A 19,943-nucleotide genomic window follows, 5' to 3' on the forward strand; every position below is an offset into this window, starting at 1 on the left:
TCAGTTTATTGTAACCCGAATTCTCAACCATGCATGGCGATCATCCAGCCGAAGCAATAATCGAGTCAATCCTGCCATTCAGCCGTTACATCCAGCGTCTGGTGGAGAGCGAGCCCGAGTTACTCGCTGAGCTCAAGGAAGGTTTGCAGCGGCCGTTTCTGCGGGCGGAAATGGAGGCCTTTCTGAATGCGGCCTGCAATATCGCCAATGACGAAGAATGCCTTCATCGCGTTTTGCGCCGCTTGCGCAAGCGGGTAATGCTGCGCCTGGCCACACGGGATCTCGGCGGATTGGCCAGTCTTGTCGAGGTTGTGACCACTATGACCGACCTGGCAGAGCTCGCTATCAGCTTTGCGCTCGAGCATCTTCAGACCTGGTTGACCGATCCCGCCCGTTACGGCCAGCCGAGGAGTGCGGAAAACACGGTTCAGGAAATGCTGGTAGTCGCCATGGGCAAGCTGGGCGGTGCCGAGCTCAACGTTTCCTCGGATGTGGACTTGATTTTCGTATATCCGGAAGATGGCGATACCACAGGATACAGATCTGTTTCCAATCATGATTTTTTTGCTCGCCTCGGGCGCAAGCTGATTGCCAGTCTCAACGACATTACGCCGGACGGTTATGTTTTTCGCGTGGATATGCGGTTGCGCCCCTATGGCGAAAGTGGCCCGTTGGCAATGAACTTCTCCATGCTGGAAGAGTACTTCATTACCCAGGGGCGCGAATGGGAGCGCTACGCCTGGATCAAAAGCCGTGTAATAGCCGGTCCGCATGCGGAAAGACTCGTCCTCATGGAACAGATAACGCAACCGTTTGTATTCCGGAAATATCTCGACTTCGGCGCCTACGAATCCATGCGGGGTCTGCACGCGCAAATACGCAAGGAGGTAAATCGCCGCGAGATGTCCGGGAATATCAAGCTCGGACCAGGCGGCATTCGTGAAATCGAGTTCATTGCCCAGTTATTTCAATTGATCCGCGGCGGACGTGACCCCGATTTACGCATCCGCTCCACACTTGATGTATTGGGCCGGCTGCGGGAAAAACAGCAGTTATCGGAAAAGGCGGTAACAGAACTCTCGGAAGCTTATTGCTTCCTGCGCAAACTGGAACATCGCATACAGTATCTGGACGATCAACAAACGCAGATGCTGCCGGAAATTCCGGCGGATCAGTCATCGATAGCCGCTTCCATGGGTTTTTCCTGCTATGACGAGTTTCTGGAGCAACTCGATAGCCATCGCGGCAATGCCGCCCGCCATTTTGAGAGGGTATTTGCTGCTCCGGGGGAATCGCAAACCCCTAATGGGCTTGCGTGGTTGTGGCAGGATAGGGACAGCGGGGACGGTGGAGGCGGCGAGGACGCAGGGGACGATGACGGGATCGAATCCGGAGCAGCCGCCGCACAACTGATTTCAATGGGATTCTCCAGTCCCCAGACAATTCTTGGACGTTTGCAGGAGTTTCGTAACGGCGCGCGCTATCGGCAATTGCCGGAATCCAGCAAAAAGCGAGTCGATGCACTTATACCAGCCTTGATCGAAGTGTCGGCCAAGTTTATGCCCGCGGATGTCACGCTGGAGCGTTTACTGCAATTGCTGGAAAACGTGAGCCGGCGCGCGGCCTATCTCGCGCTGCTGCGAGAGTATCCCAAGGCCTTGGAACGGGTGGCCAAACTTGCCAGCGCAAGTGAATGGGCCAGTGAATATCTGAGCCAGCATCCAATTTTGCTGGACGAGTTGCTTAATCCCGACGATTTTCAAAGTATGCCCGACTGGCCCCGATCCAGAGCAAGATTAATTCAGCAATTAAATGATGCTGCCGGTATCAGAGGCAATGACACCGAGCAGCAGATGGATGTGCTGCGACATTTTCACCACGCCCAGGTATTTCAATTGCTGGCCAGGGATGTAGAAGGATTGCTACCGCTGGAAACCTTGAGCGATCATTTAACCGAGTTGGCAGATTTGGTACTTGACAACGTATTGCATCTCGCCTGGTCCGGATTGAGAAGGAAGCATCGGGATAAGCCCGCTTTCGGCATCATTGGCTATGGCAAGCTCGGCGGCAAGGAGTTGGGTTATGCATCGGATCTCGACATCATTTTTCTGTATGACGATACTCATCCCGATGCACCGGAGATATATGCCAGACTGAGTCAGCGCATCAATTCCTGGCTTACCAGTTACACCTCGGCTGGACTGTTGTATGAAACCGACCTGCGTTTGCGCCCTAACGGCAGTAGCGGATTGCTGGTAAGCTCCCTCCAGGCTTTTGAGCAATATCAGCGAAACCAGGCCTGGGTTTGGGAGCATCAGGCGCTGACACGGGCCCGGTTTGTGGTCGGGGATATTCATGTAGGAGAAGCTTTCGAGCGTATTCGCAAGGAAGTTCTTTGCCAACGGCGAGAACTGGCGGTACTGAAGAGCGAGGTCCTGGCGATGCGGCAAAAAATTCTCGACGCCCACCCGAATTCGAGCGGACTGTTCGACGTCAAGCATGATCGTGGCGGCATTATTGATGTTGAGTTCATCGTGCAATATCTGATTCTCGGCCACGCTTCCAAGTACCCGGAATTGACCAGCAATCTTGGTAACATTGCGCTGTTGAAACTCGCGGGAAAACTGGGACTTATCCAGATGGACACCGCCGAACATGCGCTCAGCGCCTATCGGGAATTCCGGCGCGTGCAGCATCGGCTACGATTGAGCGGGGATTCGGGTCTGACGGGAATACCCCCACCGGACAGCAAATCACAAAAGTTTGCGCGGGTTGAAACAGATTATGTGAGAGAGGGCTTTACAGCAGTGTTGCGGTTATGGGATGAGGTGTTTGGCACAGCCCATTTTTAGTCACTCGTTAATCCCGTCTACCCTCGCCGGGTTTTTTGTTGCGCAACAGAGATGCCTGGGGTCACCTCACTTGTATGAAGTGCCACCTGCGCCCCATTTTTCACATGAAAATGGGTTAGAATATGCGAATCTAAATTCTCTCCGGAGTCTTCTGAATGTCAATGGCTGACCGCGACGGCGTAATCTGGAGCGATGGAAAAATAATCCCGTGGCGCGACGCAACCACACATGTGCTTACCCACACCCTTCACTACGGCCTGGGTGTATTCGAGGGCCTGCGCGCCTACCAGACCCCTCGGGGCCCCGCGATCTTCCGTCTGCAGGAACATACCGATAGACTGTTCAATTCGGCACATATTTTCATGATTAAAATGCCTTATGACAAGGCGACGCTGATGCAAGCCCAGCGTGATATGGTCAGGCAGAACAAGCTGGAATCGTGTTATATCCGGCCGATTGTTTTTTATGGATCGGAAGCCATGGGAATTTCAGCCAGAACGCTTTCGGTGCATGTGGCTATCGCTGCCTGGTCATGGGGGGCCTACCTGGGTATCGAAGGCCTGGAAAACGGCATTCGCGTCAAAACATCCTCATTTTCGCGTCATCACGTCAACGTTAACATGTGTCGCGCCAAGTCGGTCACCACCTATGCTAATTCAATATTAGCCCACCAGGAGGTTGCCAATGACGGCTATGACGAAGCGTTGTTACTGGATGTGGACGGCTACGTGGCTGAAGGGGCTGGCGAAAACATATTCATCGTCAAGCGCGGCAAGCTTTATACCCCCGACATGACTTCCTGTCTGGAAGGTATTACGCGCGCTTCCATCATAGAGTTTGCGGGAGAAATCGGAATTCCCGTAATCGAAAAAAGAATCACCCGTGATGAGGTTTATTGTGCTGACGAGGCGTTTTTCACCGGTACCGCAGCGGAAGTGACCCCGATTCGTGAACTTGATAACCGCAGGATAGGCGAGGGGAGGCGCGGTCCGGTCACGGCTAGGCTGCAAGCCATGTTTTTCGACTGTGTCAGCGGCAAGACCGCGAATCATGCCGACTGGCTTACTTACGTCTGATCTGCGGCTGATCATATCGACATCTGATCCATATCCGGTATTACCACTGAGGAAACAGCTGATGCAGAACCAGGCTAACAATAACAAACAGCGTCAAATCGAAATTACTGCTGATGATTTGCCCCTTCATTGCCCGATGCCGTCCATGCTGTTATGGAATTCGCATCCCCGCGTATTCCTGCCGATAGAAGATACAGGCGAGGCACTGTGCCCCTACTGCGGAACACGTTACACGCTTCAGGGTGGTGCAGTGGCAGGTCATCACTGACCAGCAATTATTTGAATACCAGAACTTAAGGAAGCCGAAACGAGCCGTAGTTGCTGCTTGCTCGTTATTGATATTGATTGAGCTACGCCGGATTATTGTACCAACCTCACGCTTATCTCATGCAAAAACTCCCGCACGAAATTTTCAAGGCCTACGATATCAGAGGTATTTTCGGAAAAACACTGACCGCGGATATCGTCGAAGCCATTGGTCAGGCTATCGGATCCGAAGCACGGGCCCGCGGGCTTGCAGCGATAGCGATAGGCCGCGACGGCAGATTGTCGGGTTTGGAACTGGCGCAGGCACTGGGGAGGGGTTTGCAAAAAAGCGGCATTAATGTAATAGATGTGGGGATGGTGGCCACCCCCATGCTCTACTTTGCTGCTCATACACTGTGCAATTATTCCGGTGTGATGGTGACCGGAAGCCACAATCCGCCTGAATATAACGGGTTGAAAATGGTGCTGGGCGGCGAAACCCTTGCGGCGGAATCCATCCAGGCCTTGCGTCAGCGTCTCGAAAATGATGACTTCGTTTACGGGAATGGCGATTACCAAAAGCATGATATTGCCGAAACATATCTTCAGCGCATCACCAGCGATGTCAAGCTGATGCGCCCCATGAAGATTATTGTCGACTGTGGTAACGGTGTCCCCGGTGCTTATGCGCCAAGCTTGTACCGTAGACTGGGATGCGAGGTCACTGAATTGTTTTGCGAAGTCGACGGGACCTTTCCCCATCATCATCCCGATCCCTCCGTACCTGAAAACCTGCGAGACCTGATCCAGGCCCTTAAAACCACCGATGCGGAAATAGGGCTTGCGTTCGACGGTGATGGCGATCGTGTAGGCGTGGTTACCAAGAGCGGCACTATTATCTATCCCGATCGCCAGTTGATGCTGTTTGCTGCCGATGTATTGGCCCGAAATCCGGGAGGACGGGTTATTTTCGATGTGAAGTGTACCCGCAACCTGGCGCCCTGGATCGAGCAGCACGGCGGCGAGCCTATCATGTGGAAAACAGGACATTCCTTTATCAAGGGAAAATTGAAAGAAACCGGTGCGTTACTTGCCGGGGAGATGAGCGGTCACATATTTTTCAACGAACGCTGGCTCGGATTCGATGATGGGCTTTATGCAGGCGCACGTCTGCTGGAGCTGCTCAGTTCCAAAGCCGATATCAACGTTGCGCTAAACGAAATTCCCGACGCGCTTAGCACACCGGAGCTGCAGATCAAATTGGAAGAGGGGGAAAACTACGCGGTTATCGCAGAATTATTGAAAACCGCGCGCTTTGATGGTCCGGAACGCGTCATCACCACCGATGGGTTGCGGGTCGAATACAAAGATGGCTTCGGCTTGGCGCGCTCATCCAATACGATGCCGGTGATTGTGCTACGCTTCGAAGCAGACAATGAGGCAGCGTTAAAACGAATACAGCGGGATTTTTGCCGGGTTATTTTACAGATCAAACCGGATGCGAAACTGCCATACTAGATAGACCGTGGAGGTCCTGCTTCGGCCTGTCAGTAGGTCGCGCAGTATCAAATCGAGTATTCTGGAAGGTTGGGTATATACGTTGAAAAATGAGACTTTATTAATATCATGATGAATTGGGGAGAAAATACTAAAACCAGCGTTCTGTTTGTCTGCATGGGCAACATCTGTCGTTCTCCCACTGCGGAGGCTGTGTTCCGGCAACAGGTCAAGACCGCAGGCTTTGAAAAAGCAATTTACATCGATTCTGCGGGTACTCATGATTATCACGTTGGCCAACCGCCGGATGAGAGGGCTCAGAAAGCGGCGGGGCGGCGAGGGTATGATACGAAGGAGTTGCGCGCGCGCCAGGTACACGAAAAGGATTTCGAGGTTTTTCATTACATCCTGGCGATGGATAGAGCCAATCTTGCCGTACTTGAACGGGAATGCCCACCTCAGTACAGCCATAAACTGGGATTGCTGATGCAGTACAGTGAAAGGTTTTCCAAGGGTGTGGAAGAAGTACCTGATCCTTACTTTGGAGGAAGTCAGGGTTTCGAGCACGTGCTGAACATGGTGGAGGAAGCGGGGCGAGGATTGCTCAACCGGATTTGTAACGAAAAATAGCGGGACTTATACCACTGTGGATGAGCGGCCATGGTGATATTAAAAAAGGGCGGGTATTATCCCGCCCTTTTTTAAGGATGCTGATTTTACTTATGTGTTTCGACCTGCACCAGCGGCTCATCCTGCTCCATTACCGCCGGAGGGGGAGTTCTTTTCCGCCGCCGCTGCGGTGTGGGTTCTCCCCCTGCACCGGTTTCCGCCGGTTTTACTTTTTCCGGTAAGGTTTCAATCATGATAAGACCGCTTGCAGCCAAGTTCAGCGGTTCGATCACAGGCATAGGCCGAGACGGCTGGGCTTCCAGCTGCTCGGGCACAGAAACGCCTGCTTCGATTTCAGCCACGGCGATCCCGCTTTTTGTTTTATCAATTTCGTCCTCGGACGGCCCCGGTACGTTTGTAATAGCGGGGGGCAGGTTTGCTGCCGCTGGTTCCTCTTTGGGTTCCTCACGAGATTCCTCGTCAGGTTCCTCGGCGGGTTCCTCATTGTGCTCCCGAGGGCGCTCCTGGATAGGTTCCTGAATGGGCTTCTGAACCGGTTGCTGCTCAAGTGGCTCAGTTTCCGGCTCAGTTAATATCGGCACTACCGGTGCTTTAGCGGTTGACGGCCGTGCAGTAACCGGCTCGGTTTCATCTACGTGCGATTCGGAATGTGGCTTGCCGGCTGCTTCCAAAGATGCCTCTACCCCCTGCAGCGGAGGGAGAGTAAGGATAAGCGCCGACGTTTCCTGTATCGGGGTGGAAGGCGCCTCCGATAAGGAGCTTTCGTCACGCATTACCTGGTCAGCTTCCTGCTGGGGACGGGCGTCTTTCGATATTCCCTGCTTATTTTCACGAGCAGGCCGCTCTGAACGTTCCCCCCGGTCACGCTGCCTTCCACCACGGCGGCGGCGGCGTCCGCTGTCTTCACCTTGCTGCTGCGGGATATCTTCAGCCGCAGGCTGCTCTTCTGGCGATAGCTTGAGTTCGGTCCGGATTTTCTCTTCGCGCGGTGGCCGCAGGTGCTTTTTTTGAGCGGAGCGTTCACCCTGTGGCTTTGCTTCGCCACGTTCCGGGCGTTGAGGCGCAGCTTCCCGAGCCTGTTTCAAAGCCCCGACGGCAACGCCGGCGGTAGTGGTAGTACCACCGACTTCACCGCGACGCTCCACCCGGTCGTCGCGGCCAGGCTGGGCAACACGTGGTGTTTTTTCATGTTCACTGTCGCGTCCTTCCCGTCCACGATCCCTTCGTCCGCGTACCCGCTCCGGACGCTGTGGGGTGGCCGTTATCTGTTCCGGCCGGTTTTTTTCTGCTGCTCCCATCTGTTTGAACCAGTTAAAAATCCTGTCCAGAAGGGGGACCTGCTCGGGTTCATGCTGCGCGATTCGCTCACGTATCGGAGCGGGCTGTGATGGCGTAATGCCTCGTACTGCGGCTTGTTGCCGGGCCGGTTTGATTTCCTGTGAAGTTGACGGCAATGAAATTTCCTGTACTGGCTTTTCAACCAACTGGTAGCTGGTCTGAATTTCGCCAAGTTTCACGTCATCATGGCGCAGGCGGGTAATGTTGTAGTTTGGCGTTTCGAGATGGACGTTCGGAATCAGTACTACGCTTACCTTCAACCGAGCTTCAATCGCATGAATTTCCGCACGTTTTTCATTTAATAAGTAGGTGGCCACATCAACCGGTACCTGGACATGAAGTACGGCTGTATTCTCTTTCATCGCTTCCTCCTGAATAATCCTGAGGATATGCAACGCTGAGGAATCAGTGCCGCGAATGTGACCGGTACCATGGCAACGTGGGCAGGAAATGTAACTGCTCTCGCCCAACGAAGGGCGCAAGCGCTGACGGGATAATTCCAGCAAACCAAACCGGGAGATCTTACCCATTTGCACACGTGCGCGGTCGTAACGCAATGCGTCATGCAGACGGTTCTCTACCTCACGCTGATTGCGAGCGATTTCCATATCGATAAAGTCAATCACAACGAGTCCACCCAGGTCACGCAGGCGTAGTTGCCGCGCGATTTCCTCGGCGGCTTCCAGGTTCGTGTTCAGCGCGGTTTGCTCGATATCGGTACCACGAGTGGCACGTGCCGAGTTCACATCAACTGACACCAGTGCTTCGGTGTGATCAATAACGATGGCGCCGCCGGAAGGCAGCGTTACCTGGCGCGAATAAGCAGTCTCAATCTGATGCTCGATCTGAAAACGTGAGAATAGTGGCACATCGTCGCGGTAGAGCTTGACGCGGCCGACGTTAGCCGGCATCACGTGACTCATGAACTGGCATGCCTGTTCGTAGATGCTTTCAGTATCAATCAGGATTTCGCCAATCTCCTGATGAAAATAATCGCGTATGGCGCGTATTACCAGGCTGCTTTCCTGATAAATCAGGAAAGCGCCACTTTGACTGCTGGAAGCATCTTCAATGGCACGCCACAGTTGCAGCAAATAATTCAAATCCCACTGCAACTCTTCTTCGCTACGCCCTATTCCGGCGGTGCGGGCTATAATACTCATGCCAGGCGGAATGGTCAGTTGCGACATGACGTCACGCAGTTCCGCACGGTCTTCACCCTCTATGCGGCGTGATACACCGCCGCCGCGTGGGTTGTTGGGCATTAGAACCAGATAACGGCCGGCCAGGGAAATATAGGTCGTGAGTGCGGCTCCCTTCGTCCCACGTTCATCTTTGTCGACCTGAACAATGAGTTCCTGGCCTTCATGAAGCGCGTCCTGAACGCGGACACGGGCTGAGTCCGGACTTTCCTTGAAATAAGAGCGGGAAATTTCCTTGAATGGCAGAAAGCCATGCCGCTCGCCGCCGTACTCGACGAAAGCGGCTTCGAGGCTAGGCTCGAGACGGGTTATAACAGCTTTGTAGATGTTGCTCTTGCGTTGTTCCTTGCCGGCGGATTCAATGTCGAGATCAATAAGTTTTTGACCATCGACAATGGCGACACGCAGTTCTTCCGGCTGTGTCGCATTAAATAACATGCGTTTCATTTTATGCCTCCCGCGCTCTGGTCACGGGTAGACAGCCTACGTGCGAGGACAAGGCGTCCTGCGCACGTATACGAGAGCTTTTAGTCAGGTAACTTGGTCATGGTGTCGGAATGCTTTGTCTAGAATGACTTTAAGATGACTATTTCTCTGGCTTGTCACTATGGTCCTGCTTTTTTTGGCAAGCAGAACCAGAAAATTAAGTTTCAATCAGGCTTCGACTATGGCTGCCCGCGAGCAGGCGCTACGAAACTGAAAACTGAAATCGACGTGTGCTTTGAGCGCGTATCCATTACTATCGCTACTTTATTGGTGAGCGACGTTAACCAGATTCGGGGTTGTGCCCTTATCCCTCGGACAAAAATCCCATCAACAGCGCCGCTTTACGCACCGGATAAAGGATAGGCTGGAACCCCAATTGGTAAGTATAAGTAGAATTAAGCATTTAGGCAAAGAATTTCCTCTAAGTGCTGCGGTTACCGAAATTATAGGTGAGGACAGCGAAGGTCAGCGCATTGACAATTTCCTGATCAAGCGCCTGAAAGATGTGCCCAAAAGTCATATCTACCAGCTATTGCGCAGTGGGCAGGTCCGGCTTAACAGCAAACGCATTGGCGCAGACTATCATCTTCAACCGGGTGACGCTGTACGAATACCGCCGGTGAGGACGGTGGAAAGAAGTTTTCCGCCTCGAAAGAAACTGAGTAAGAGCCGATTTATTCCGTTCGACATATTATTTGAGGACGAAGTTCTTATCGTCATCAATAAGCCCGCTGGTGTTGCGGTGCACGGTGGAAGCGGCGTAAGCTTTGGTGTCATCGAACAATTGCGTGCCCAGCACCCCGACTGGAAATTTCTGGAACTGGTCCATCGTCTCGATAGGGAAACCTCGGGAATCCTGCTCCTTGCCAAAAGCCGGGCCGCGCTGGTTGAGTTGCATCGGCAGATCCGCGAAGGCATGATGGAAAAGCGTTACCTGACGCTCGTCAAAGGCAAGTGGCGCAATGTACGACAAAGTGTGAAGCTGTCTCTCAATAAATACGTAACATCCACAGGGGAGCGGCGCGTAGCCGTGATTGCCGATGCCAGGGAAAAAAAGGAAGGAGTAACAGCTCATACCGTTTTCAATCTGAAGAAATCCTGGCAGGACTTCAGCCTGCTGGAAGCGGAACTGAAAACTGGCCGTACTCATCAAATTCGCGTGCATCTCGCTCATCTCGGTTTCCCCATAGCGGGCGATGATAAGTATGGCGACTTCGCATTGAACAAGGAACTTGCCAAAGGCGTTCACCGCCCAGTTCTGGGACGCATGTTCCTGCACGCGTTCCAGGTCGAGGTGACTCATCCCGTTACTGGTAAGAAGCTTCATCTTGAAGCGCCGCTAGCGAACGACTTATCGGAATTTCTGCTTGGTTTGGATGCTGTTGACAAGCGGTTGCGTTCATAATGTCAATAATGGTAGTCGTGTGCCTGACTCCTGCGCCGCCCGGGATACCCGAAGGGACCGGTTTCCATCGCTGACTCATGCAAGAGAAAAGCGCACAGTATGAGAAAATAGATGAGGAGCGCCGTGTTGCTGATGCGGCGCACCATGCGCTTTTCTGCTTTACTTCACTTGAAGGATTGAAACAACATGGCTGATTCGGAAAGTCGTAATGAGGGCTGGGAGAAGCAGGTACTTGAAAAATTGGCTCTCTCTTCCTTGCAGGAACAACGCAGAGCGCGTCAGTGGGGCATATTTTTCAAGTCACTTGCTTTTATCTACTTGTTTATTCTTCTATTTTTTGGTTTGGGCTGGCTTGGTGGCGACGAAATCTCCATGTCCCGCAAACACACAGCCCTGGTCGACCTGCGGGGCGTAATTTCCCCGGACAGCCTTAGCAGTGCTGATAATATCAATGCAGGCCTGCAGCAGGCATTCAAGGACGAAAAAACACAGGGTGTGATTCTGCGCATCAACAGTCCCGGCGGCAGTCCGGTTCAGGCGGGCTATATCAACGACGAAATTCGCCGTCTTCGTGCCGAGTATCCTGAAATCCCTCTTTATGCCGTAATAGAGGACGTCTGTGCTTCAGGTGGTTATTATGTTGCCGCCGCTGCCGACAGGATTTATGTGGACAAGGCCAGCATTGTCGGTTCTATCGGGGTGCTGATGAATGGCTTCGGTTTTACCGGCGCAATGGAAAAGCTTGGCGTCGAGCGTCGGTTACTCACGGCGGGGGAAAACAAGGCTTTTCTTGATCCGTTCTCTCCAACCAATACCGAACAGGAGAAATATGCCAAAAAAATGCTGGATGATATCCACAAGCAATTTATTCAGGTAGTGCAGGAAGGTAGAGGTGAACGCTTGAAGGAAGAGTCGGAGATTTTCAGCGGCATGGTCTGGACCGGTCAGAAAAGTATAGAACTGGGGCTTGCCGACGCCACGGGTAGCGCGGACTACGTCGCGCGGGAAGTCATCAAGGCGGAAACCATTGTTGATTACACGACGCGGGAAGGATTTGCCGAGCGCTTCGCGCGGCGTTTTGGCGCGGTAACAGCAGAGGCATTGATCAGCGCGGGAATCGGCTGGGGTTTGCGGTGATTGCGATTTGGTAGTTAGCCCTGGAGTAAAAAAATAGCGGGCTTATTATGGATATCAGGCAAGGCATGTTTCCATTCCCTGATTGCCTTGGTTGAAATGTATTCGTCCGCCAGGGTGAGGTTGCAGGCAATACAGAGACTGGTGTCATCGCGGCAGCAAGAAGTAATCGACTCCAGCAGTTTCTGGTTGCGGTATGGGGTTTCGATAAATATCTGTGTTTGATCACGTACTATCGAGTCTTTTTCCAGCTCAATGATTTTTTTGGCACGTTTGCTGGTTTCCACAGGTAGATAACCGTGGAACACGAAGCGCTGACCGTTCAACCCAGAGGCCATCAGTGCCAGCAGTATTGAGGATGGTCCCACCAATGGGACCACCCGAATTTTTTTTTGGTGAGCAAGACGGATCAGTCCCGCCCCCGGGTCTGCTACTGCCGGGCAACCGGCTTCCGATAATAGCCCAATGTCGCTCCCTTCGAGGAGGGGCGAGAGCAGATTTTCAAATTCCTTGGCTTGGGTATGTTCATCCAGTACCTGCATGCTGATCCTCTGTAACGGCAGGACGCAATCGATCTGTTTTAAAAATTGCCTCGCGGTTTTTGGATGCTCTACTATATAACGATCAAGCCCTGCCACACATTGCCGGACGGCGGCGGGAATTGTCCAGGCAATATCACCTTTGCCCAAGGGAGCGGGAATGAGATAGAGAATGCCCGAACTCACACTATCTCGACACCTGCCCGCGATAGCATTTCCACTAGCGCGATCAGCGGTAACCCGATCAGCGCACTTGGGTCATCGCTGACGATGCGTTCGATCAAGGCAATTCCCAATCCCTCGGCCTTGGCGCTTCCTGCGCAGTGATAGGGCTGTTCCCTATCGAGATAATTATCGATCTGTTGATTGCTTAAATTGCGAAATTTGACACGAGAAGGGACGAGCCTGGTCTGCATATCGCCTGTGCGGCTGTTAAAAAGGCTCAACGCCGTATGAAACACAACCTCCTTTCCCCGAACGGCACGGAGCTGGCGCACCGCGTTCGTGCGGGTTAACGGTTTGCCGAACTGTATGCCTTCCAGCACCGCTACCTGATCAGCGCCGATAATCAGGGCATCGGGATGGGTGACCGCAACCGCGTGAGTCTTTGCTGCGGCCAGTCGGAGAGCGGTAACATCAGGCGTCTCTCCAGCCAGCGGGGTTTCGTCTACTTTCGGGTTACAGACTTCAAAAGGAATTTGCAGGCGCTGAAGTAGTTCGTGACGATAAACGGAACTGGATCCCAATACAAGCTGCTGGCCAATTTGTTGTGTTTTCAAGGTTTATTCTTGGAGGTTTTTGACACCGAGGGGCAAAAAATATATTATGCGCGCCGTATACGTGCCCCCGGGATTTTAATACCAAAAGCGCACTTTTATCAATTGAGTGTTAATTGAGCGAAACGAAAGGGATGCCGAGGGCGAACCATTAATAATTGAATCCTGCAGTATGCGATAAAAACAATATGAGTGAACAGCGAGGCATGCGCAAAGCGCATACCCTCAACCTTGCTTTGATTTTATAAAAAAGACTTCCACCTTATGCCGGTACGGCTCATCATAGACCCTCTTGATTTTGCCAGAAATGCTGGCGCGCATCATGGTAAAATTGCGCTTTCCGAACTCGAGCGTTTGCAGGATTATCTGATTGGTAATGACGGCGAGTTACAGTATGCGGTTACGGGTACTCTGAACAGAGATGCCAGACCGGTCCTGCAAATCGTAGTTCACGGATCGATAAACCTCCAGTGCCAGCGTTGCCTGGGCGAATTTGGACATGCGCTGGATCTGCAAACGGATCTGCTTCTGGCACAAAATGAAAATGAGCTGTCCCGCCTTGATGAGGATGAATCGGTTGACTGTATTCTAGCGATATCGGATATGGATGTTCTGTCACTGATTGAGGATGAAATAATCCTGAGCTTGCCAATTTCTCCACGTCATGGAGAAAATCAATGCTCGATCGATAAGACCCGTAGCAATGATGCAGCAGGGGAAAAACCTCTCTTTGCCGCATTGGCAGCGTTGAAAAACCTGCATTGAAAAATAATTTAAGGAGCTGAATGTTATGGCAGTCCAACAAAACAAGAAATCCCCGTCAAAGCGCGGCATGCACCGTTCGCACGATTTTTTGACCAATCCGCCGTTGATGCTGGACTCCAGCAGCGGCGAAGTGCATTTGCGTCACCACATCAGTCCTAACGGTTATTACCGCGGCAGAAAGGTCGTCAAAACAAAAGGAGATTAAATTTCGCCCCATCTTTCTGGGGGTACCGAAGTTGATCCCGGCCTCAAGGGCCTCAAAAATTGAATATTACCGTAGCTGTAGACTGCATGGGTGGCGATTACGGCCCTCATGTGACAGTTCCTGCAGTCGTCGATTATCTTCATCGTAACCCCGGAATCGATATCATTCTGGTAGGGCTGCCCGATGTCATCGAATCGGAATTGCGGGCCGTCAAGGTTGCGCCCGGGTCCCGGTTGAGCGTTCATGCCGCAAGCGAAGTCGTGGGTATGGACGAGTCGCCCGCCCTGGCATTACGCGGCAAGAAAAATTCTTCAATGCGTGTTGCTCTCAACCTGGTAAAAAGCGGCGACGCCCAGGCCTGCATCAGCGCGGGTAATACCGGCGCATTGATAGCCGCTTCACGGTTTGTGCTGAAAACGCTTCCCGGGATCGACCGGCCGGCTCTTGCGGTGGTATTACCGACAATAAAGGGACACACCTATGTCCTTGATCTCGGCGCAAACGTGGATTGTAGCGCGGAGCATCTGCTTCAATTCGCTGTCATGGGGGCAACTCTGGTTTCCACAGTGGACAACAAGGAGAAGCCCAGCATCGGCTTGCTGAATATAGGCGAGGAAGAGATCAAAGGTAACGAAGTGGTGAAACAGGCGGCGGAACTGCTGCGCGGCAGCGGACTGAATTTCTACGGCAATATCGAGGGTAACGATATCTATAAAGGAACGACGGACGTGGTTGTGTGTGATGGCTTCGTTGGAAATGTAGCATTGAAAACTTCTGAAGGAGTGGCACAGATGCTTTCCACTTACCTGCGCGAAGAATTCGGACGCAATCTTCTCACTAAATTTGCGGGACTGGTCGCCTTGCCGGTCATTAATGCATTCAAGCGGCGGGTGGATCACCGCCGATACAATGGCGCCAGTTTGCTGGGGTTGCGCGGCATCGTCATCAAAAGCCATGGCTCGGCTGATAGCCACGCGTTCGGTTTCGCCATCGCGCGGGCTGTGGATGAGGTTCGCGGCGGAATGTTGCGTCATATAAGCGAGCGCGTGGCGCAGTTGCCGTATCACGGTAAAAACCCGGACAAATATTCTCCACCCCTGACGGAAGAGAGCCCCGCATGATTTACTCCAGGATCATCGGGACGGGCAGCTATTTACCGGAAAAAATTCTCACTAATCAGGATCTCGAGCGGATGGTGGATACCAGCGACGAGTGGATACGCAGTCGCACCGGTATTGCACAGCGTCACATCGCTGCGGACAACGAAATGGCGAGTGATATGGCACTCAACGCCAGCCGCGAGGCGATGAAAGCGGCGAGCGTCTCCGCCGAAGAGATCGATCTGATTATTGTCGCCACTACCACCCCGGACGTGATCTTCCCCAGCACCGCTTGTATTTTGCAGGATAAGCTCGGCGTGAAGGACTGTGCGGCATTTGACGTACAGGCGGTATGCAGTGGTTTTGTCTATGCGCTGGCCACCGCGGATATGTTTATTCGTGCTGGTAAATACCGGACGGCGCTGGTGGTTGGAACGGAAGTTTATTCACGCATATTGGACTGGAGCGATCGCAGCACTTGCGTGTTGTTTGGCGACGGCGCGGGTGCCGTAGTACTTTCCCGCAGTGATCGTCCGGGAATAATCTCAAGCCATTTGCACGCTGATGGCAGCTATAAGAATATCCTGACGGCGCCCGGCGGCGTCTGCGGTGGCACGGTTCAAGGCAGGCCGTTCGTCATGATGGAAGGGAATACGGTCTTCAAATTTGCGGTAAAAGTTCTGGAAGAAGTCGTGCACGAGGCTCTGGCTGAAAATAATTTAAAGGCGTCCGATATCGATTGGCTGATTCCTCATCAGGCCAATATCCGCATCATTATTTCCACGGCAAAAAAACTGGGCATACCGATGGAAAAGGTGGTCGCTACCTTAGAGAAGCATGGCAATACTTCCGCTGCGTCCATTCCACTGGCGCTGGATACGGCCGTACGCGATGGGCGCATCAAACCCGGTCAGCACGTGCTTATGGAAGGTGTGGGAGGAGGATTTACCTGGGGAGCGGTATTAGTTTGCTGGTAAACAACATCCTGTCCCTGGGAGAATCCCGCAAGCGCGCTCCATCTTGCGGTCTGATCAGCTCTCCCATATATTTTGCCGTCATACGCATGCCAAATGTCTGTCAAGTTTCTTTTAAATCCGGTGCGGCATTATTATCCCGTTTTCACCCTCCCTTAATAACGCTGAATAACGCTGGCGAATTACCGGTCGGTTCCAGTCAATAGAATATGCAATCAACAATGCGTCCTTCCGTAAAATTTGCCTGCGTTTTTCCTGGCCAGGGATCGCAGGCGGCAGGCATGATGGACGGATATGCCGATTTTCCCATTGTGCGTGAAACCTTCACCGAAGCATCTGATATTCTCGGGCAGGATTTCTGGGCGATGGTTAATGAGGGCGCGACAGATAAACTTAATCTGACGGTCAATACCCAACCGTTGATGCTGATCGCCGGCATGGCGGTATATCGTGCCTGGCAAAGCCTTGGGGATATGAAACCGGTATTCATGGCTGGCCACAGTTTGGGCGAATATACCGCACTGGTTGCCTCCGAAGCCCTGACCTTTGCCGATGCACTGCCACTGGTGCGTTTTCGGGGCGAGGTAATGCAACAGGCAGTACCGGAAGGCGTCGGTGCGATGGCGGCAATTCTGGGACTTGACGATGAGGTGTTGCGATCAGTCTGCGATGAAGTGACAAATTATTCAAATGGCGAATTGCTGGAACCGGCCAATTTTAATTCACCCGGGCAGATGGTGATCGCGGGTCACAAAAACGCGGTACTGAAAGGGATGGAACTGGCCAGGTCAAAGGGCGCGAAACGAACGCTAATGTTGCCTGTGAGCATACCTTCGCATTGTTCTTTAATGAGCGAAGCGGCCGGCAGAATGCAACAGCGGTTAAAACTTGTCGCGCTTCGGCCGCCAAAAATCCCGTTGTTGCACAATGCGGATGTGCAACAACACGAAGACCCGGAATTCATAAAAAAAATTCTGATACGGCAACTGTCCAGTCCGGTCCGCTGGACGGAAATCATTCGTTCTTTTGCCGCTGCTGGCGTTACCCATGTGGTGGAATGCGGGCCCGGCAAAGTGTTGACTGGGCTCAACAAGCGAATAGATGCAAATTTGCAGAGTCTGGCACTGGCGGACGGCGCAGCGCTTCATCATGCTAAAAGCATAGTAGGGTAATTGCATATATGAGGATATGGGATGGATATGGCTTGGCGGCATCTGGTGCGCAGAGTTTATCCGTGTTGATCGTGATCGAACGAACTGGAAGATGATGCTGCAAGATCAAATAGCATTCGTAACCGGGGCCAGCCGCGGCATTGGACGGGCCATCACGCTTGAGTTGGGCAGGCAGGGCGTTACCGTGATTGGTACTGCAACCACTGAGGGTGGCACTCAATTTATTAGTCGCTACCTGAAAGAGGCGGGCCTCAAAGGTACTGGCGTGACCCTGAACGTAAATAATACCGCTCAGATTGAAAGTGTTCTTAAAGGGGTGGAGGAGGAATTCGGGGATATCGCGATATTGGTGAATAATGCCGGCATTACCCGTGACAATTTGCTTCTCCGCATGAAAGATGAGGAATGGGATGAAATCATGGAAACTGATCTCAAATCCGTATTCCGTTTAAGCCGTGCTGTACTGAGAGCGATGATGAGGGCCCGTTATGGGCGCATAATCAATATCTCCTCGGTGGTGGGCGCCACCGGTAATATGGGCCAGACCAATTATGCGGCCGCCAAAGCCGGAATATTCGGTTTTAGTAAATCGTTGGCACGCGAGGTGGGCAGCCGCAATATCACGGTCAATTGCATTGCGCCTGGTTTCGTGGCGACGGACATGACCCGTTCGCTTACCGAGAAACAACAGCAACTCTTGCTCCAGCAGGTGCCACTGGGCAGATTGGGGCGCCCGGAGGAGATAGCTTCGGCAGTCGCCTTTATTGCCTCGCCAGCCGCAGGGTATATTACTGGTGCGACGCTTCACGTCAATGGCGGAATGTATATGGATTAATGGAAAAATATTGTCATAACTTTCATAAATTTCTTGCGCCATTCAATCTGTCGAATATAAATCGACGGAGGAAGTTCACAGGCCAGTTTGTTTGCTTTTGAGCTTCCAAGCGTTCGGATTTTATTAATACCGAAAACTTGCTAGAATGGCGGCGTTTTTCTTACCGGAGAAGAGGTCCCTAGATGGAAAATGTAGAACAGCGTATAAAAAAAATCGTGGCTGAGCAGCTTGGTGTGAATGAGGCCGACGTCAAGAGCGAGTCGTCTTTTGTCGATGATCTGGGTGCGGATTCACTTGATACCGTAGAGCTGGTAATGGCGTTGGAAGAAGAATTCGAGTGCGAAATTCCCGACGAACAGGCAGAAAAAATCAATACCGTTCAACAGGCTATAGACTACATTAATTCTCACACCAACTGATTTGCTTCAAGCAATCCAATATCGGAGCCATCTTGTCCAAGCGTAGGGTAGTCATCACCGGACTGGGCATGATTTCGCCTGTCGGTAACACCGTTCCAGATGCGTGGGACAACGTTCTCGCCGGGAAATCGGGCGTTACCCGAATAACCCGTTTCGACGCTTCCGCGTTTGCTTCCCAGATAGCTGGGGAAGTCAAGGATTTTGACGTTACGCATTATCTTTCTGCTAAAGACGCACGCCGGATGGATGTCTTCATCCACTATGGCATGGCGGCAGGTATTCAGGCGGTCAGGGACGCGGGCCTGGGGGATTTAGCTGGCACCTCTCTTGACTCCGAACGTATCGGTGTCAACATCGGTTCCGGCATCGGCGGTCTGCCGATGATCGAGAATACGTATGACGCTTATCATGCGGGCGGCCCGCGCAAAATCTCTCCATTCTTTATTCCTAGTACCATCATTAACATGATTGCAGGCAATCTGTCGATTATGTTTGGTTTCAGGGGCCCAAATCTCGCTATCGTCACAGCCTGTACCACCGCCACACATTGCATAGGCGATTCAGCTCGCCTGATTGAATATGGAGATGTGGATGTGATGGTCGCCGGCGGCGCAGAGTCCTGCGTAACGCCACTCGCCATTGGCGGCTTTGCCTCGGCGCGAGCCCTGTCAACCCGCAATGACGACCCGGCGACTGCCAGCCGGCCGTGGGACGAGGGCCGGGACGGCTTTGTTCTGGGTGAAGGCGCCGGAATTCTGGTGCTGGAAGAAATGGAGCACGCCAAACGCCGCGGCGCCAAGATTTATGCTGAACTGGCAGGCTTCGGCATGAGCGCGGATGCCTATCATATGACCGCACCTCTGGAAGACGGGGAGGGCGCCGCACGTTGCATGACCAATGCCCTTAGAAATGCGGGGATGAATGCCGATGAGGTGGATTATATTAACGCTCACGGCACGTCCACACCGCTGGGGGATATTTCAGAAACGGTGGCCGTGAAGCGCTGCTTTGGTGAGCATGCCAAAAAGCTCGTAGTGAACTCCACCAAATCCATGACCGGTCATTTGCTTGGCGCTGCGGGGGGGATAGAAGCCATATTCAGTGCTCTCGCCATATATCATCAGATTTCACCGCCTACTATCAATATTTTCGATCAGGATTCGCAATGTGATCTGGATTATGTTCCCAATAAGGCGCGGAAAATGAAAATCGACGTCGCGATGTCGAATTCGTTTGGCTTTGGCGGCACGAATGGTACACTGATTTTTCGTAAAACCTGATTTTTGCCGTTA

At 52.6% G+C, this 19,943-nt stretch carries 18 protein-coding genes; 15 read left to right on the forward strand and 3 right to left on the reverse strand.

All coding sequences use genetic code 11. The features are described from left to right. Positions 1–29 precede the first annotated feature (29 nt). The 5 genes from glnE to CRO05_RS07395 all read left to right on the forward strand — a co-directional run bounded on the left by glnE (position 30) and on the right by CRO05_RS07395 (position 6,301). The gene (gene glnE, locus CRO05_RS07375; RefSeq protein ID WP_097066443.1) at positions 30–2,852 is read left to right on the forward strand and encodes a bifunctional [glutamate--ammonia ligase]-adenylyl-L-tyrosine phosphorylase/[glutamate--ammonia-ligase] adenylyltransferase; all 2,823 of its coding nucleotides are present in this window, start codon (positions 30–32) and stop codon (positions 2,850–2,852) included. Positions 2,853–3,007: 155 nt separating this feature from the next. Further along, the gene (locus tag CRO05_RS07380) at positions 3,008–3,928 is read left to right on the forward strand and encodes a branched-chain amino acid transaminase (protein ID WP_097066444.1); all 921 of its coding nucleotides are present in this window, start codon (positions 3,008–3,010) and stop codon (positions 3,926–3,928) included. 61 nt (positions 3,929–3,989) lie between these two features. Beyond that, positions 3,990–4,196: a zinc-finger domain-containing protein gene (locus tag CRO05_RS07385; protein ID WP_097066445.1), complete on the forward strand. Its 207-nt coding sequence runs from the start codon at positions 3,990–3,992 to the stop codon at positions 4,194–4,196. A gap of 119 nt (positions 4,197–4,315) precedes the next feature. Continuing rightward, positions 4,316–5,692: a phosphomannomutase/phosphoglucomutase gene (locus tag CRO05_RS07390; protein ID WP_097066446.1), complete on the forward strand. Its 1,377-nt coding sequence runs from the start codon at positions 4,316–4,318 to the stop codon at positions 5,690–5,692. A gap of 108 nt (positions 5,693–5,800) precedes the next feature. After that, on the forward strand, positions 5,801–6,301 hold the full coding sequence (locus CRO05_RS07395) for a low molecular weight protein-tyrosine-phosphatase (protein ID WP_097066447.1): 501 nt from the start codon (positions 5,801–5,803) through the stop codon (positions 6,299–6,301). An 86-nt stretch (positions 6,302–6,387) separates the two neighbouring features. On the opposite strand, the gene CRO05_RS07400 is transcribed toward CRO05_RS07395, so the two are convergent. Beyond that, positions 6,388–9,288: an Rne/Rng family ribonuclease gene (locus CRO05_RS07400; protein WP_097066448.1), complete on the reverse strand. Its 2,901-nt coding sequence runs from the start codon at positions 9,286–9,288 to the stop codon at positions 6,388–6,390. Positions 9,289–9,712: 424 nt separating this feature from the next. Here CRO05_RS07400 and CRO05_RS07405 point away from each other — a divergent pair, with 424 nt between their 5' ends. Both CRO05_RS07405 and CRO05_RS07410 read left to right on the forward strand, forming a co-directional pair. Next, entirely contained in the window at positions 9,713–10,732 is a 1,020-nt protein-coding gene (locus CRO05_RS07405; RefSeq protein ID WP_369831615.1) for an RluA family pseudouridine synthase, read from the forward strand. A gap of 186 nt (positions 10,733–10,918) precedes the next feature. Then, positions 10,919–11,869, forward strand: a complete 951-nt coding sequence (locus CRO05_RS07410; RefSeq protein WP_097066450.1) for a S49 family peptidase — start codon at positions 10,919–10,921, stop codon at positions 11,867–11,869. 14 nt (positions 11,870–11,883) lie between these two features. Here the strand turns inward: CRO05_RS07410 and CRO05_RS07415 are convergent, their stop codons facing one another. Both CRO05_RS07415 and CRO05_RS07420 read right to left on the reverse strand, forming a co-directional pair. Then, positions 11,884–12,591 (reverse strand): SAM-dependent methyltransferase, encoded by a 708-nt coding sequence (locus tag CRO05_RS07415; RefSeq protein ID WP_097066451.1) that lies wholly within the window; start codon positions 12,589–12,591, stop codon positions 11,884–11,886. Then, a complete protein-coding gene (locus CRO05_RS07420; RefSeq protein ID WP_181319823.1) occupies positions 12,588–13,184 on the reverse strand; it encodes a Maf family nucleotide pyrophosphatase in 597 nt (198 codons plus the stop codon). Before CRO05_RS07420 ends, CRO05_RS07415 begins: the two co-directional genes overlap by 4 nt. Before the next feature lie 261 nt (positions 13,185–13,445). Between CRO05_RS07420 and CRO05_RS07425 the strand changes: the two genes are divergently transcribed. The 8 genes from CRO05_RS07425 (at position 13,446) to fabF (ending at position 19,931) form a co-directional block, all read left to right on the forward strand. Further along, a complete protein-coding gene (locus tag CRO05_RS07425; protein ID WP_097066452.1) occupies positions 13,446–13,946 on the forward strand; it encodes a DUF177 domain-containing protein in 501 nt (166 codons plus the stop codon). A 25-nt stretch (positions 13,947–13,971) separates the two neighbouring features. Further along, complete coding sequence (gene rpmF, locus CRO05_RS07430) at positions 13,972–14,151, forward strand: 50S ribosomal protein L32 (protein WP_097066453.1); 180 nt, start codon at positions 13,972–13,974, stop codon at positions 14,149–14,151. A gap of 59 nt (positions 14,152–14,210) precedes the next feature. Next, positions 14,211–15,272 carry a phosphate acyltransferase PlsX gene (gene plsX, locus CRO05_RS07435; RefSeq protein ID WP_097066454.1) on the forward strand — a complete coding sequence of 354 codons (1,062 nt, stop codon included), beginning with the start codon at positions 14,211–14,213 and terminating at the stop codon, positions 15,270–15,272. Continuing rightward, positions 15,269–16,228 carry a beta-ketoacyl-ACP synthase III gene (locus tag CRO05_RS07440; RefSeq protein WP_097066455.1) on the forward strand — a complete coding sequence of 320 codons (960 nt, stop codon included), beginning with the start codon at positions 15,269–15,271 and terminating at the stop codon, positions 16,226–16,228. Before plsX ends, CRO05_RS07440 begins: the two co-directional genes overlap by 4 nt. A gap of 218 nt (positions 16,229–16,446) precedes the next feature. Next, complete coding sequence (gene fabD / locus CRO05_RS07445; RefSeq protein ID WP_097066746.1) at positions 16,447–17,397, forward strand: ACP S-malonyltransferase; 951 nt, start codon at positions 16,447–16,449, stop codon at positions 17,395–17,397. A gap of 91 nt (positions 17,398–17,488) precedes the next feature. Further along, positions 17,489–18,232 carry a 3-oxoacyl-ACP reductase FabG gene (fabG, locus tag CRO05_RS07450; RefSeq protein WP_097066747.1) on the forward strand — a complete coding sequence of 248 codons (744 nt, stop codon included), beginning with the start codon at positions 17,489–17,491 and terminating at the stop codon, positions 18,230–18,232. Positions 18,233–18,414: 182 nt separating this feature from the next. Further along, entirely contained in the window at positions 18,415–18,651 is a 237-nt protein-coding gene (acpP, locus tag CRO05_RS07455; RefSeq protein ID WP_074793778.1) for an acyl carrier protein, read from the forward strand. 32 nt (positions 18,652–18,683) lie between these two features. Further along, complete coding sequence (gene fabF, locus CRO05_RS07460) at positions 18,684–19,931, forward strand: beta-ketoacyl-ACP synthase II (RefSeq protein ID WP_097066456.1); 1,248 nt, start codon at positions 18,684–18,686, stop codon at positions 19,929–19,931. The last annotated feature ends 12 nt before the right edge of the window (positions 19,932–19,943 follow it).

The organism is Nitrosovibrio sp. Nv4, assembly GCF_900215485.1.
In the GTDB taxonomy this organism is placed as follows: Bacteria; Pseudomonadota; Gammaproteobacteria; order Burkholderiales; family Nitrosomonadaceae; genus Nitrosospira.

Excerpts from the sequence above, each read along its gene's own strand:
- fabG (WP_097066747.1), top strand. The coding sequence starts at position 17,489 with ATGATGCTGCAAGATCAAATAGCATTCGTAACCGGGGCCAGCCGCGGC.
- CRO05_RS07400 (WP_097066448.1), bottom strand. The coding sequence starts at position 9,288 with ATGAAACGCATGTTATTTAATGCGACACAGCCGGAAGAACTGCGTGTC.
- CRO05_RS07380 (WP_097066444.1), top strand. The coding sequence starts at position 3,008 with ATGTCAATGGCTGACCGCGACGGCGTAATCTGGAGCGATGGAAAAATA.
- CRO05_RS07385 (WP_097066445.1), top strand. The coding sequence starts at position 3,990 with ATGCAGAACCAGGCTAACAATAACAAACAGCGTCAAATCGAAATTACT.
- CRO05_RS07425 (WP_097066452.1), top strand. The coding sequence starts at position 13,446 with ATGCCGGTACGGCTCATCATAGACCCTCTTGATTTTGCCAGAAATGCT.
- CRO05_RS07440 (WP_097066455.1), top strand. The coding sequence starts at position 15,269 with ATGATTTACTCCAGGATCATCGGGACGGGCAGCTATTTACCGGAAAAA.
- rpmF (WP_097066453.1), top strand. The coding sequence starts at position 13,972 with ATGGCAGTCCAACAAAACAAGAAATCCCCGTCAAAGCGCGGCATGCAC.
- acpP (WP_074793778.1), top strand. The coding sequence starts at position 18,415 with ATGGAAAATGTAGAACAGCGTATAAAAAAAATCGTGGCTGAGCAGCTT.
- fabD (WP_097066746.1), top strand. The coding sequence starts at position 16,447 with ATGCGTCCTTCCGTAAAATTTGCCTGCGTTTTTCCTGGCCAGGGATCG.
- CRO05_RS07410 (WP_097066450.1), top strand. The coding sequence starts at position 10,919 with ATGGCTGATTCGGAAAGTCGTAATGAGGGCTGGGAGAAGCAGGTACTT.
- CRO05_RS07395 (WP_097066447.1), top strand. The coding sequence starts at position 5,801 with ATGATGAATTGGGGAGAAAATACTAAAACCAGCGTTCTGTTTGTCTGC.
- glnE (WP_097066443.1), top strand. The coding sequence starts at position 30 with ATGCATGGCGATCATCCAGCCGAAGCAATAATCGAGTCAATCCTGCCA.
- CRO05_RS07390 (WP_097066446.1), top strand. The coding sequence starts at position 4,316 with ATGCAAAAACTCCCGCACGAAATTTTCAAGGCCTACGATATCAGAGGT.